The sequence below is a fragment of the Micromonospora sp. NPDC023888 genome, from assembly GCF_040639415.1.
Lineage (GTDB): Bacteria > Actinomycetota > Actinomycetes > Mycobacteriales > Micromonosporaceae > Micromonospora.
On record NZ_JBEZZW010000006.1, the window covers coordinates 76988 to 90393 of the forward strand.

Sequence of the window (13406 nt, forward strand, 5' to 3'; positions counted from 1 at the left end):
CGACCGGTGCCCGGCCTCACCGGAAGTGGTCCCAGCCGGCCGGGCCGTCGTGGGGCGCGCCGTCGACCGTCACGCCCGCACCGTCCGTGACCACCCCGATCGGCCGCCAGTCCGCCGGCAACACCACCCCCGGCGGGAAGGTCGCGGCCAGCGCGTGGTCGTCGCCACCGGCGAGGATCCAGGTGTACGGGTCGACGCCGAGCGCCTGCGCCGCGTCGGCCATCTGCCGGGGCACCTCGAACGCGTCGCGGCGCACGTCGATCGCGACCCCGCTGGCCGCCGACACGTGCCCGAGGTCGGCGAGCAGCCCGTCCGACACGTCGATCATCGAGGTGGCGCCGAGCCGGGCGGCCTGCGGGCCGGCCGGGTAGGGCACCTGCGGCCGGCGGTACGCCTCGACCAGCAGCCGGGGGGTACGGAAGCCCCGGGTCAGCACGGTCAGCCCGGCTGCCGCGTATCCGGTGCGCCCGGCCAGGGCGAGCACGTCCCCCGGTCGGGCGCCGGAGCGCAGCACGGGCGGGCGGCCCGCCAGGTCTCCCAGCGCGGTCACCGCCACGGTCAGGGTGGGGCTGGCCGACATGTCCCCGCCGACGACGCTCGCGCCGACCGTGGCCGCCTCGGCCGAGAGCCCGTCGGCCAACTCTTCCGCCCAGCCGGTGTCCAGGTCCGCCGGCATGCAGAGGGCGACGAGCAGAGCGGTCGGGGTGGCTCCCATCGCCGCGATGTCGGCCAGGTTGGCAGCCGCCGCCCGGTGCCCGACGTCCCGGGCGGAGGACCAGTCCCGCCGGAAGTGCCGTCCATCGACCAGAACGTCGGTGGAGGCCGCCACCCGACCGTCCGGCGCGGCCACCACCGCCGCGTCATCGCCCGGGCCGAGCAGGGTCGTCGGTCCGTACGTCAGTCGGGCGGTGATCTTCCCGATCAGCCCGAACTCCCCGATCCCGGACACGCTGGCACCGCCGCCGCCGTTCCGCCCGTGCTGCCCGGCTCCGCCGTGCTCGCTCACCGCTGCTCCTTGACCACCGATAGGGATCAGACCTGGTCCGTAAGGTAGTTTCACCCTTCGGGCCGCTCCGGGGCGGCGACGGACGGAGGTCTAGTCGTGGTACAGGCGTACATCCTCATCCAGACCGAGGTGGGCCGGGCACGTGACGTGGCGGGTCTCATCGCGGACCTCGCCGGCGTGGTGCGCGTCGACGCCGTCACCGGGCCGTACGACGTGGTCGTCCTCACCGAGGCGAACACCGTCGACGAACTCGGCAAACTCATCGTCAGCAAGGTGCAGATGGTGCCTGGCATCACCCGCACCCTCACGTGTTCGGTGGTGCGGCTGTAGGTGGACGAGATGACGAACTCCTCCGCTGCGCTTGACGACGACGGGTCCGACGGGACACCCGAGCGGGCTGACGGTATCGGTGCGTCGGCCGACCCGGCCGCCGCCGCGCCGGCCGGCCGGGACCGGACCATTCGTGGCGCCGCTCTGCTGGCCACGGTGATCGCGCTGCCGATCACGCTGCTGGTGGCCGTGTTGGCCTTCACCAAGCTCACCCCGGACGCGCCGGCCGCCGCGCCGTCCCCGTCCGCGACCACCGCCCGGGTGCAGTCCACCACCCCGGTGGAGATGGCCGCCCCGGCGCTGGCCGCCCGCCCGGCCACGGTCTGCCGGGCCCTGCTCTCCCAGTTGCCGACGAGCATCCGCGACCTGGCCCAGCGGCCGGTGACCGCCGGCCCGGAGCAGAACGCGGCGTACGGCGACCCCGCGCTCACCGTGGCCTGCGGCGGCACCGAGCCGACCTTCCCCGCCACCGACGAGGTCTGGACGGTCAACCGGGTCTGCTGGCACCTGGCCGAGCAGGGCGAGGAGACCGTGCTCACCACTGTCGACCGGGAGACGTCGATCGAGGTGCGTGTCCCGCGTGCGTACGCGCAGCCGTTGCAGTGGGTGCCGGCGATTTCCAGCACGATCGTGGCGAGCGTGCCCTCCGGCGGCGCCATCCCGTCCGGCTGCCAGCGCTGAGCTGGCCCCCCGCGCCGCCGAAGCCGCGCGGGGTGGCCGGGTGGCTCAGTGCAGGCCGACGCCGCGCCGCTGGGCGGTACGGATCAGCCGGTTGACAAGCTTCGGGTACTCCAGGCCGGAGGCCGCCCACATCCGCGGGAACATCGACGTCGGGGTGAACCCGGGCATCGTGTTGAGCTCGTTGAGGTAGACGTCCAGCTCCGGGGTGACGAAGAAGTCGGCCCGGGCCAGGCCGGCGCAGTCCAGCGCGGTGAACGCGCGAACCGCGTACTCCTGCACCTGGCGGGTCACCCGCTCCGGCAGTTTGGCCGGAATGTCGTACTCGCAGGAGTCGTCGAGGTACTTCGCCTCGAAGTCGTAGAAGTCGTGGTCCGCGACGACCCGCACTTCGGCCAGGACGGACGCCTCGGGCGTGCCGCCGGCCTCGCCCTCCAGCACGCCGCACTCGATCTCGCGGCCGACGATCGCGGCCTCGATGATGACCTTCGGGTCGAACTGCCGGGCGGCGGCGACCGCGGCGTCCAGGTCCGCCCAGTCGCTGACCTTGCTGACCCCGAACGACGACCCGGCCCGGGACGGCTTGACGAAGACCGGCAGGCCGAGCCGCTCCTTGTCCTGCTCGCTGAGGGTCATCCCGTTGCGCAGCACGGCGTACGAGCCGACCGGGATGCCCTCCACGGCACAGAGCTTCTTGGTGAACTCCTTGTCCATGGCGGCCGCGGAGGCGAAGACGTTCGCCCCGACGTAGGGGATGCCGGCCATCTCCAGCATTCCCTGGATGGTGCCGTCCTCGCCGTACGCGCCGTGCAGCACCGGGAAGACCACGTCGACGTCGGCGAGCACCCGGGGGCCCTCGGTCGGGTCGAGCACCATCAGACCGTTGCCGGTCGGGTCGGCACGCAGCACGATGTCGTCCCCGGAGTCGGCGGTGATCTCCGGCAACTGACGGGCGTTGATCGCGAGCTGGGCGGGATCTCCACTGGTCAACACCCACTGGCCGGCTCGGGTGATGCCGACGGGCACCACCTCGAACTCGTCCGGGTCGAGCGCGCCGAACACGCTGCCGGCGCTGACGCAGGAGATGCCGTGCTCCGGGCTGCGGCCGCCGAAGACGATCGCCACGCGGGTTTTGCCTGGGGTGGTCACTCCGGTCACCTCTTCGTACGCGACTGCGGCTGGTCGTGCTCGCCGGTGGCGCTCACCCGGTTGACCTTACTGTGCGTGGCGATGGGGCGAGGCGATACCCGGCGAGCCACGGCGCGACACGGCGATCGGTCATCACAGGATATACGGTGCGTGATGGGACTATTGCCGTACGGAAGGTGGGCAGCCCGCGCGCGCTCAGTCGCGGGAGTGTCGGCGGCCGACCGCGATGACCTTCACCCGCTGCCGACCGGCGCGCACCATGCCCAGCGCCATGAACGCGCCGGCGATCCGGTCGGCGGCCTCCCGGCTGCTGGCGCCGACCACCTGCCGCCGCCGCTCGGGCACGGTCCGCTCGTCGCGGTCGACACCCTCGACCGGACGCACGTCGGTGAGCACCACCAGGAAGCGGGTCATCGGGGGCCGACCAGGTGCGCGGCGCAGGGTTCCGGAACGGTACGCACGTCGTCGTCTCCTTCCGGGGGGCCGGGATGGCGCGGCACGCGACGATCGGGCACGGGGGAGAAACCCGATCGCCGCGCGCCCCATCCCCTCCGGTCGCTCACCACCACCGTCGCCACGACAACCGGCGGTGAGGACGCGCTAACAGATTGACACGTTTACCGCCGTGAATGCAACTCTCATCGACGTTCTCTCATGCACACGTTCCCACAGATGTGTGCGACCATCGATGCATGGCCCCGAAGACAGCCCGCGCCCGTCGGCTCGGCATCGCCCTGCGCCACCACCGGGAAGCCGCCGGCCTGACGCTGGAAACCGCGGCGGATGAGATCAACAGCACCCGCAGCACCCTCTCCCGGTACGAGAACGCCCAGACCCTGATCACCCCGGCCACCGTGCGCGCGCTGCTCACGTCGTACGGGGTGGGTGCCGAGGAGGTGGCCGCAGCGGTGCAGCTCGCCAAGGACGCCCGCAAGCCAGGCTGGTGGGTCTCGTACTCCTACCTGCTGGATCCGCGCACCATCGACTTCATCGCGCTGGAGGCCGAGGCGACCGCCATCGCCAACTTCGAGCCCTCGGTGGTGCCCGGTCTGCTCCAGACCGCCGACTACATCCGTGGCGTGATGCGGGGTGGCCCGCACACCCTCGGCGACGACCTGGTGGAGCAGCGGGTCAAGGTCCGACTCGACCGGCAACAGCGGCTCACGGCCGACGACCCGCCCATCCTCGACGCGATCATGGACGAGGGCGCACTGTTGCGCCCGGTCGGCGACCAGTCGGTGATGGACGGCCAACTGCGGCACCTGGTCAAGATGGCCGAGCTGCCGAACATCACCGTTCAGGTGATCCCGCTCTCCGCCGGCTACCACCGGGGCACCCGAGGCTCGCTGCACATCCTCGAGTTCGCCGATCCGGAGGATCCGATCATCGCCTCGGTGGAGACCGTCGCCGGTCAGATGATCCTCGACCGAGCCGGCGAGACGCGGACCTGCACCAAGATCATGGAGCATCTCCGAAGCGTGGCGCTCAGCCCGGCCGACAGCCGCGGAATGCTCCTGACAGCCCTGAAGGGACGGTAAGACCGATGACACCGACGATCACAGCGGCCATCGCCGCGGCGGCGTGGCGCAAGAGCAGCCGCAGCGGCGACGAGGGCGCCTGCGTGGAGGTGGCCGCGATCCCGCGGCTGGTGGCCGTCCGCGACTCCAAGGACCCGTCCGGCCCGGCGCTGCTGTTCGCACCGGCCGCCTGGGCCGCCTTCGCCCAGGCGCCGCCCCTGCGGTGACCGGGCGGCCGAGGCGCTGATCCCACCGGCCGCACCACCAACCCGCCGCCCCCGGCCGCCGCGCCGCCGACCACTCGGCGCGACGGCCGGGGCGGAGTTGGACTCAGGCGACAAGCGGCCGGGGCTCCGGGACGGCACGCAACGCCTCCAACGCGGCGATCGCCACGCCCCGGGCACCGGCCATGTCCCGCTCCGGCACCAGCGCGAAGGTGGCGACCGCCGCCTGCTCCTCGCGGAGCACCGTGTGCTCGCGGACCGTCGCCAGGAACCAGTCGCGGAACTCCGCCGCCGCCTCCACCACCCCACCACCGACGAAGTACGCGTGCGGATCGGTGAAGTTCGCGGCGACGGTGAACAGCCGGCCCAGCGCCATCGCCTGCTGGGTGAAGAGGTCCCGGGCGAGGGCGTCCCCCCGCTCGCCGTACCCCCGGACCAACTTCGCCGCCCGGGCCACCGGCTCGGCGGCGAGCGGGTGCTCGGGATAGCGGGTCAACCAGTACGGCAGCAGGTTGCGTTCGATGCCGGTGAGCGAGGCGATGCTCTCCACGTCACCGGTGAAGCCGCAGGCGCAGGTGGGTTCCGACTGCCCGGGGCCGAGCAGCCCGCCCAGCGGAATGTGCACGTGACCGAGCTCCCCGGCCATCCCGGCGGCGCCGGCGATCACCCGGCCGCTCTCGACCACACCGCCGCCGAGCCCGGTGCCGACGATCGCGGAGACCGACGAGCGGTTCATCGCGTCCTCGCCGAAGTGCACGTGGTGGGCGTAGAGCGCGGCCGCGTTGCCGTCGTTGTGATAGATCACCGGCAGGCCGAGCCGTCGCTCCAACGCGCCCCGCACGTCGAAGCCCCGCCACGCCGGCTGCGAGAAGTTCGTGGAACCCCGCGACGAGATGACGCCGTCGGCGCTGGCCGGGCCCGGAGTGTCGAGCCCCACCGCCCGGACCAGCTCACGCGGCACCCCGGTCTGCGCCAGAGCGCCGTCCAGCGCCCGGGCCAGCGCCTCGATCGCCGCCTCCGGCCCGGACCGCACCTCACTGGGGATCTCCAACAGCCCGTCGACCAGGAAGCGGCCGTCCACCGTCAGCACGGTGGCGTTGTTGCTGGTGCCGCCGTTGTCCAACCCGACGACCACCGGCACCCCTGCGCTGCCCACCGAAAACCGCCTCCCGCCCGTCATGAGTGTGAGCCGAGGCTAGTGCCAACCCCTCTCCCCCGTCACGCCCGGCCACCCGCCTGACGGCAGAGGTACCGGCAGGCGTCACCGCACGTCCCGTTTGACCGCAAGGTCCGGCTCCGCAGGCGAGCGCTCGGCTCAGTCCGGGCGTCGGGCGGTCACCGCCGTGGCGTCCAGGTCCTCGTCGTGCCGCACGCCGGGCACCAGGCCAGCCGCCGCGAACGCCGCGCAGAGCGCGTCCACCTGCGAGACGCCGGCCTCGACGATCAGGTGCCCACCGGGCGCCAACCAGTTGACCGCCTCGGCACCCACCCGACGCAGCACGGCCAGCCCGTCCGGTCCGCCGTCGAGCGCCACCGGGGCCTCGTGCAGCCGCGCCTCCGGCGGCATCAACGCCACCGCGTCGGTCGGCACGTACGGGGCGTTGGCCACCACCAGGTCCAGCCGACCCCGCCAGCGCGCGGGCAGGGGCGCGAACAGGTCACCCTCGTACACCTCGGCGGTCAGGCCGGTGAGGTTGCGGCGCGCGCACGCCACGGCGGCCGGGTCGATGTCGGCGGCGGCCAGCCAGCGCGGCGCGAGCCGATGCGCCAACGCGACAGTGGTGGCCCCGGAACCGCAGCACAGGTCGACCACCGCCGGAGCCGGACCGGTCAGCGCGGCCGCCACCTCGACCAGCAGGGCCGTCCGACCACGGGGCACGAAGACGCCCGCGTCGACGGCGATCCGCAGACCGCAGAACTCCGCCCAGCCGAGCAGGTACTCGAGCGGCTCGCCGGCCACCCGACGGTCGGTCAGGTCGGCCAGCATCGCCGGGGAGTCGGCAGCGGCCAGCAGCAGATCGGCCTCGTCCTCGGCGTAGACGCAGCCGGCGGCACGCAGCCGGCCGATCAGGGCGGGCCGGTCGGTGACTGTCACAGGGTTCCTCAGAGCGGCCCGGCCGCGTCCAGGGCGGCGGCGATGTCGGCCACCAGGTCGGGGGTGTCCTCCACACCGCAGGACAGCCGGACGAAGCCGGGGGCCGTGTCGTCACCCCACTGCGCCCGCCGGTCCGCGGTGGTGTGCAGGCCACCGAAGGAGGTCGCCGCCGCCACCAACCGGGCGGCCTCGACGAATCGGCCCACCCGGTCGGCGGTACCCAGATCGAAGGAGAGCACCCCGGGCATCCGGCGCATCTGCGCCGAGGCCACCGGGTACGCCGGGTCGTCGGGCCGCCCCGGCCAGCGCAGGCCGGTCACGTCCGACCGACCGGCGAGCAGGTCGGTGACGGCGGCGGCGTTCGCGCTCTGCCGGGCCAGGCGCAGGTCGAGGGTGGCCAGCGACCGGTGTGCCAGCCAGGCGTCGAACGCCCCGGGAACCGCCCCGGTGGTGGTACGCCAGGTCGTCACCGCCTCGATCAGCTCGGTGGACCGGCTGGCCAGGTAGCCCAGCAGCAGGTCGGAGTGGCCGGTCAGCGCCTTGGTGCCGGAGGCGACCACCAGGTCGGCGCCGAGTTCCAGCGGGCGCTGACCGAGCGGCGTCGCGGTGGTGTTGTCCACCGCGAGCAGCGCGCCGGCGGCGTGTGCCTGCTCCGCCAGGGCCGCCACGTCGACCACGTCCAGCCCAGGGTTGGCCGGGGTCTCCACGAGCACCAGCCGGACGCCCTCGAACGACGGGTACGGGCCGGCGGTCGGCACGAACAGCACCCGGACGCCGAGCGACTCCAGCACGTCGGTGGCGAACGCCCGGACCGGGAAGTACCCGTCGGCGGGCAGCACCACGGTGTCCCCCGGGCGCAGCAGGGTCAGCAGCAGGCCGGTGATGGCCGCCTGGCCGGTGGCGAAGACCCGGCAGTCACCGCCCTCCAACTCGCCCACGGCCGCCTCCAGCAACCGTCGGGTCGGGTTGTCCGGGCGGCCGTAGCCGTTCGGCGACGTGCCCTGGCCCTGCCACGGGTCGAGGTGGTACGGCGCGGCGAAGACCGGCCCGGGCAGGAACGGGTCCCCCGGTGCCGGCTCGGGCAGGCCGGCGCGGACGCAGCGGGTGCCGTCACCCAGTTCGCTCATCGGTTCCTCACTCGTACGACTCGGGTTTGGCGGTCCGGCTCATCAGGGTGTCCACGGCGAGGCGCGGGTCCATCCCCTCGTGGCAGATCCGTTCGACGTGCTCGGTGATCGGCATCTCCACACCGTGTGCTCGGGCCAGGTCCCGGATCGCCAGGCAGCTCTTCACACCCTCGGCGGTCTGCCGGGTGGCGGCCTGAGCCTGCTCCAGGGTCTCACCACGGCCCAGATGCTCGCCGAAGGTGCGGTTGCGGGCCAGTGGGGACGAGCAGGAGGCGACCAGGTCGCCCATGCCCGCGAGGCCGGCGAAGGTGATCGGGTCCGCGCCGAGCGCGACGCCCAGCCGGGCCGTCTCGGCCAGCCCCCGGGTCATCAGCATGGCCCGGGTGTTGTCGCCGAACCCCATCGCGGTGGCGATGCCGTACGACAGGGCGATCACGTTCTTGACCGCCCCGCCCAGCTCACAGCCGATCACGTCGTCGTTGGTGTACGGGCGCAGGTACGGCGTCCGGATCGACGACTGCACGAGCACGGTGCGGTGGCTGTTCGTCCCGGCGACAACTGTCGCGGCGGGCTGCTCGGCGGCGATCTCCGGAGCCAGGTTCGGGCCGGAGACCACCACCACCCGGTCCGCGGCGACCCCGGCGGTCTCCACGATGACCTCGCTCATCCGCTTGGTGGTGCCGAGCTCGATGCCCTTCATGAGCGACACCAGGGTCGAGTCGGGGTGCAGGTGCCCGGCCCACTCGGCGAGGTTGCCGCGCAGGGTCTGCGACGGCACGGCCAGCACCACCACCTCGGCGCCGGTGATCGCCTCGGCCGCGTCGGCGGTGGCGGTGACCCGAGCCGGCAGCAGCACACCGGGCAGGTACTCCGGGTTGCGGCGTTCGGTGCGGATGCTCTCGGCGACCGGCGCCCGGCGGGCCCACACCGTCACGTCCCGCCCCGCGTCCGCGAGGATCTTGGCGAACGCGGTGCCCCAGGAACCAGCACCGAGCACCGCGACGTGGCCGGTCACGCGAGGGCTCCGGAACGGGTCGGGGCGGCCGGAACGGCCCCGGTGCCGGAGTTGACGCCTCGCCCGTTCACGCCGCCTCACCCTGCTGCTCGCGCCCGGCGGAGGACCGGGCGGGTCGCTCCCACAGCGGCGGCGGGGTGCCGCCGCGGATCTCGCCGAGCATGTCCCGCAGCCGCAACATGATGGTGTCCGTCATCTCCTCGAGGGTGGCCCGGGTCGGCTGGGCATCCGCCCACCGGCTCAGGTCGATCGGTTCCCCGGCGACAACTGTCACCGGGATCCGGGGGCGCGGGTTGACGCGGCTGGTCCGGGGGTCGAAGAGCCGCTCCGGTCCCCACATCACCACCGGTACGACGGGAGCGCCGGTGGCCAGGGCCAGCCGGGCCGCACCGGTCTTGGCCTTCATCGGCCACAGCTCCGGCTGTCGGGTGGTGGTGCCCTCCGGGTAGATCACCACGGCGCCACCCTCGTCGAGCGCGGCGACCGACTTGTCCAGCGAGCGGACCGCGTCCACGCTGCCGCGCTCGACCGGGATCTGCCGACAGCGGTGCAGGATCCAGCCGACCACCGGCACCCGGAACACGCTGGCCTTGCCCAGATACTGCGGCCAGCGCCCGGAGTCGTAGATGAAGTGCGCGGAGACCAACGGGTCGGCGTGCGAGATGTGGTTGGCGACAATGATCATTCCGCCGTCGGAGGCGAGGTGCTCCTGGCCGCGCCAGGTCCGCCGGGTCCAGACGGTCATCACCGGCTTCACCAGCCCCACGGCGAACCGTTGCCAGAACCCCAGCCTCCGCCGTGCCACTGTGCCTCCTCGTCGCGCCCCAACCCCGCCGCGAACCCCGCCCGCGACACCCGCCGCGGAAATCATGCCTGCTCGCCCCCGGTACGGCCAGCGAGGGTCCCGCCGTGCGGCTGGCAGGATTGCGGGCGTGAGTCAGCCGAGATGGGCCGTGGTGGTGCCGGTGAAGCGGCTGGCAGCGGCCAAGAGCCGGCTGCGGGGCGCCCTGCCGGGCGTACCGCACGAGGAGTTGGCGCTGGCCCTGGCGGCCGACACGCTCCGCGCGGTGCTGGCCTGCCCGGCGGTCGCCGAGGCCCTGGTGGTGACCGACGACGCCCGGGTGGCGGGGGCGGCGCGGGCCGCCGGCGCGCGGGTGCTGCCCGACGAGCCGGCCGCCGGACTGAACGCCGCGTTCCGGCACGGCGCGGCCGCGACGACCGCCGGGTGGGTGGCCGGGCTCACGGCGGACCTGCCGGCGCTGCGCCCGGCCGAGCTGGCCGGCGCACTGCTCGCGGCGCAGAACGGGCGGCCCGCGGTACGCCGTTTCGTGCCCGACGCGCCGGGCAGCGGCACCGTGCTGCTCACCGCGCCGCCGGGGGCACCGCTGGACCCTCGCTTCGGGGTGGGCTCGGCTGTCGCGCACGCGGCGAGCGGGGCGCTGCCGCTCAGCGGCGACTGGCCCAGCCTGCGCCGGGACGTGGACACCGCCGCGGACCTGACCGCCGCCGCCCGGCTCGGCCTGGGGCCGCGCACCGCCGCACTCGTCACCGTCGACCGCCCCGCCCGCTCGGCGGGCTGACCCGCCCCGCCCACTCGGCGGGCTGACCCGCCCCGCCCGCCCGGTGTACGGTGCCAGCATGCAGGGCACGGTGGCCAGCTACGACGCGGCGACGCGCAGCGGTGTCCTGCTGCTCGACGACGGCACCGAGATGCGCTTTCCCGCCCGGGCCTTCGACGCCTCCGGGCTGCGGCTGCTCCGGCTCGGCCAGCGGGTTCGCATCGACACCGATCCCGACGGTGAGGTCGTCCGGGTGACATTGCCGACGATGATCTGAGCCGGCGAGCCCAAGTTCATTTTGCGTTTACCGGAATCGGGTGATTATGAGCGGGTGAGCACCCCTCGCGAGCACCCGGCCCGCCCGTCCACCACCGACCTCCGCAACGGTTCCCGCGCCCGCGGCACCGACGGCCGCTTCCGCCCGTCCCGTGCCGAGCGGGCCGGCGCCGCCCGCGCCGACACCCTCGCCGACGACCCCGGCGGCGCCTCCTCCGGGCTGGACGAGGTCCTCGACCCCGCGGCGACCGTCGAGGAGGACGGTCCGGCCGCCGGTGCCGTCCATCAGGTGCTGCCGAGCGACCTACCGACCGGCGACGAGGAAGACGACGAACAGCCGGCGGCCCCGCCGCTGCCGGAGGACCGTTTCCTCAACCGGGAGCTGTCCTGGCTCGACTTCAACGCCCGGGTGCTCACCCTGGCCGAGGACCAACGCACCCCGCTGCTGGAACGGGCCAAGTTCCTGGCGATCTTCGCCAGCAACCTGGACGAGTTCTACATGGTGCGGATCGCCGGGCTGAAGCGGCGGCTCTCCGCCGGCCTGCCGGTGCGCGGCGGGGACCGGCTGCCCCTGCGTACCCAGTTGGAGATGATCGCCGAGCGGACCGCCGAGCTGGGCGCCCGGCACGCCGCCTGCTTCGTCGACGACGTCCTGCCCAAACTGGCCGACGAGGGCATCCGCATCCTGCGCTGGGCTGAGCTGGGCGACCCGGAGCGGGAGCGGCTGCGCACCTACTTCCGGGAGCACATCTTCCCGGTGCTGACCCCGCTCGCGGTGGACCCGGCGCACCCGTTCCCGTACATCTCCGGGCGGTCGCTGAACCTGGCCGTGGCGGTTCGCGACCCCGACGGCGGTTCGGAGCTGTTCGCCCGGGTGAAGGTGCCCAACAACGTCCCCCGCTTCGTCCGGGTGGACCGGGACCAGCCGGGCGTGCGGATGCTGCCGGTGGAGGACCTGATCTCGGTGCACCTGGGCCAGTTGTTCAGCGGCATGCAGGTGGTCGAGTGCCACCTGTTCCGGGTCACCCGCAACGCCGAGGTGGAGGTCGACGAGGACCGCGACGAGGACCTGCTCCAGGCCCTGGAACGGGAACTGGCCCGACGGCGGTTCGGTCCGCCGGTCCGCCTGGAGGCCGCCGCGTCCATCTCCGACCACATGCTGGAGCTGCTCGTCCGCGAGCTGGACATGAACGAGCAGGACGTGTTGCGGGTGCCTGGGCTGCTGGACCTGTCCGCGTTGTGGCAGGTCTACGGCGAGGCCGACCGGCCGGACCTCAAGGACCCGCCGTTCGTGCCGGCCACCCACCCCCGGCTCGCCGAGGGCGAGGTGCCGCGCAGCGTCTTCTCCACCCTGCGCGACGGGGACATCCTGGTGCACCACCCGTACCACTCGTTCGCCACGAGCGTGCAGCGCTTCATCGAGCAGGCCGCCGCCGACCCGAACGTGCTGGCCATCAAGCAGACCCTCTACCGGACCAGCGGCGACTCCCCGATCGTCGACGCGTTGGTCGACGCGGCCGCCGCCGGCAAGCAGGTGGTGGTGCTGGTGGAGGTGAAGGCCCGGTTCGACGAGGTGGCCAACATCGGCTGGGCGCGCACGCTCGAGCGGGCCGGCTGCCACGTGGTGTACGGCCTGGTCGGCCTCAAGACGCACTGCAAGACGGCGCTTGTGGTCCGGCAGGAGGGCAACCAGATCCGCCGCTACTGCCACATCGGCACCGGCAACTACCACCCAAAGACCGCCCGGATGTACGAGGACTTCGGCATGCTGACCGCCGACCCGGAGATCGGCGCGGACCTCACCGACCTGTTCAACGTGCTCACCGGGTACAGCCGACAGACCGCGTACCGGCGGTTGCTCGTCGCCCCGCAGGGCATTCGCAGCGGGCTCATCGAGCGCATCGAGCGGGAGATCTCCCACGTTCGACTGGGCATGCCCGGCCTGGTCCAGTTCAAGGTCAACTCGCTCGTCGACGAGGGGATTACCGACGCGCTGTACCGGGCCTCCCAGGCCGGCGTGCACGTCGACCTGCTCATCCGGGGCATGTGCACACTGCGACCGGGGGTGCCGGGGTTGTCGGAGAACATCCGCGTCCGCTCGATCCTCGGTCGGTTCCTGGAGCACTCCCGGGTCTTCCGGTTCGGCAACAACGGCGAGGCCGAGTTTTGGATGGGCTCCGCCGACCTGATGCACCGCAACCTCGACCGCCGGGTGGAGGCGCTGGTGCGGGTGAGCGACCCGATCGCCCGCGCCGAGCTGGATCACGTGCTCACCGCCGCGATGAGCCCCGACGTGGACGCGTTCGAACTGGCCGGCGACGGCACCTGGACCCGGCGTACCGGCGAAGACGCGAAAGCGCGGTCTCACCTGCAGCAACTACTGCTGCGCCGAGTCGGTGGCACGGCCAGTTGACCGATCAGCGCCTAGGC

At 73.2% G+C, this 13406-nt stretch carries 15 protein-coding genes; 7 read left to right on the plus strand and 8 right to left on the minus strand.

Going from position 1 to position 13406, the window contains the following annotated elements; all coding sequences use genetic code 11:
* Positions 1-16: 16 nt before the first annotated feature.
* Positions 17-1006: a thiamine-phosphate kinase gene (locus tag AB0F61_RS07260; protein ID WP_357804449.1), complete on the minus strand. Its 990-nt coding sequence runs from the start codon at positions 1004-1006 to the stop codon at positions 17-19.
* 96 nt (positions 1007-1102) lie between these two features.
* Between AB0F61_RS07260 and AB0F61_RS07265 the strand changes: the two genes are divergently transcribed.
* Both AB0F61_RS07265 and AB0F61_RS07270 read left to right on the plus strand, forming a co-directional pair.
* The gene (locus AB0F61_RS07265; RefSeq protein ID WP_013284547.1) at positions 1103-1336 is read left to right on the plus strand and encodes an Lrp/AsnC ligand binding domain-containing protein; all 234 of its coding nucleotides are present in this window, start codon (positions 1103-1105) and stop codon (positions 1334-1336) included.
* Positions 1337-2017 (plus strand): DUF3515 family protein, encoded by a 681-nt coding sequence (locus AB0F61_RS07270; RefSeq protein WP_357804453.1) that lies wholly within the window; start codon positions 1337-1339, stop codon positions 2015-2017.
* 45 nt (positions 2018-2062) lie between these two features.
* Here the strand turns inward: AB0F61_RS07270 and AB0F61_RS07275 are convergent, their stop codons facing one another.
* Together AB0F61_RS07275 and AB0F61_RS07280 are read right to left on the minus strand one after the other, a co-directional pair.
* On the minus strand, positions 2063-3163 hold the full coding sequence (locus AB0F61_RS07275) for a D-alanine--D-alanine ligase family protein (protein ID WP_357804460.1): 1101 nt from the start codon (positions 3161-3163) through the stop codon (positions 2063-2065).
* 195 nt (positions 3164-3358) lie between these two features.
* Positions 3359-3577, minus strand: a complete 219-nt coding sequence (locus tag AB0F61_RS07280; protein WP_357250513.1) for a hypothetical protein — start codon at positions 3575-3577, stop codon at positions 3359-3361.
* Positions 3578-3855: 278 nt separating this feature from the next.
* Here AB0F61_RS07280 and AB0F61_RS07285 point away from each other — a divergent pair, with 278 nt between their 5' ends.
* Positions 3856-4701, plus strand: coding sequence for a helix-turn-helix transcriptional regulator (locus tag AB0F61_RS07285; RefSeq protein ID WP_357804467.1), 846 nt, complete (start codon positions 3856-3858; stop codon positions 4699-4701).
* A gap of 5 nt (positions 4702-4706) precedes the next feature.
* Entirely contained in the window at positions 4707-4907 is a 201-nt protein-coding gene (locus AB0F61_RS07290) for a DUF397 domain-containing protein (protein WP_357804471.1), read from the plus strand.
* 103 nt (positions 4908-5010) lie between these two features.
* On the opposite strand, the gene AB0F61_RS07295 is transcribed toward AB0F61_RS07290, so the two are convergent.
* From AB0F61_RS07295 to AB0F61_RS07315, 5 genes are all read right to left on the minus strand, one after another.
* Positions 5011-6060 (minus strand): ROK family protein, encoded by a 1050-nt coding sequence (locus AB0F61_RS07295; protein ID WP_357804475.1) that lies wholly within the window; start codon positions 6058-6060, stop codon positions 5011-5013.
* 159 nt (positions 6061-6219) lie between these two features.
* Positions 6220-6999: a putative protein N(5)-glutamine methyltransferase gene (locus AB0F61_RS07300; protein WP_357804480.1), complete on the minus strand. Its 780-nt coding sequence runs from the start codon at positions 6997-6999 to the stop codon at positions 6220-6222.
* An 8-nt stretch (positions 7000-7007) separates the two neighbouring features.
* Positions 7008-8126 carry a cystathionine gamma-lyase gene (locus tag AB0F61_RS07305; protein ID WP_357804484.1) on the minus strand — a complete coding sequence of 373 codons (1119 nt, stop codon included), beginning with the start codon at positions 8124-8126 and terminating at the stop codon, positions 7008-7010.
* A gap of 7 nt (positions 8127-8133) precedes the next feature.
* Positions 8134-9141, minus strand: a complete 1008-nt coding sequence (locus AB0F61_RS07310; protein ID WP_357250529.1) for an NAD(P)H-dependent glycerol-3-phosphate dehydrogenase — start codon at positions 9139-9141, stop codon at positions 8134-8136.
* Between the two features lie 67 nt (positions 9142-9208).
* Positions 9209-9946 (minus strand): lysophospholipid acyltransferase family protein, encoded by a 738-nt coding sequence (locus AB0F61_RS07315; RefSeq protein ID WP_357804491.1) that lies wholly within the window; start codon positions 9944-9946, stop codon positions 9209-9211.
* Between the two features lie 127 nt (positions 9947-10073).
* Between AB0F61_RS07315 and cofC the strand changes: the two genes are divergently transcribed.
* The 3 genes from cofC to AB0F61_RS07330 are packed head-to-tail and all read left to right on the plus strand — an operon-like array spanning position 10074 to position 13389.
* Entirely contained in the window at positions 10074-10721 is a 648-nt protein-coding gene (gene cofC / locus AB0F61_RS07320) for a 2-phospho-L-lactate guanylyltransferase (protein ID WP_357804496.1), read from the plus strand.
* A gap of 58 nt (positions 10722-10779) precedes the next feature.
* Complete coding sequence (locus tag AB0F61_RS07325) at positions 10780-10977, plus strand: hypothetical protein (protein ID WP_030335323.1); 198 nt, start codon at positions 10780-10782, stop codon at positions 10975-10977.
* A gap of 54 nt (positions 10978-11031) precedes the next feature.
* Positions 11032-13389, plus strand: coding sequence for an RNA degradosome polyphosphate kinase (locus tag AB0F61_RS07330; RefSeq protein ID WP_357804502.1), 2358 nt, complete (start codon positions 11032-11034; stop codon positions 13387-13389).
* Positions 13390-13406: the final 17 nt, after the last annotated feature.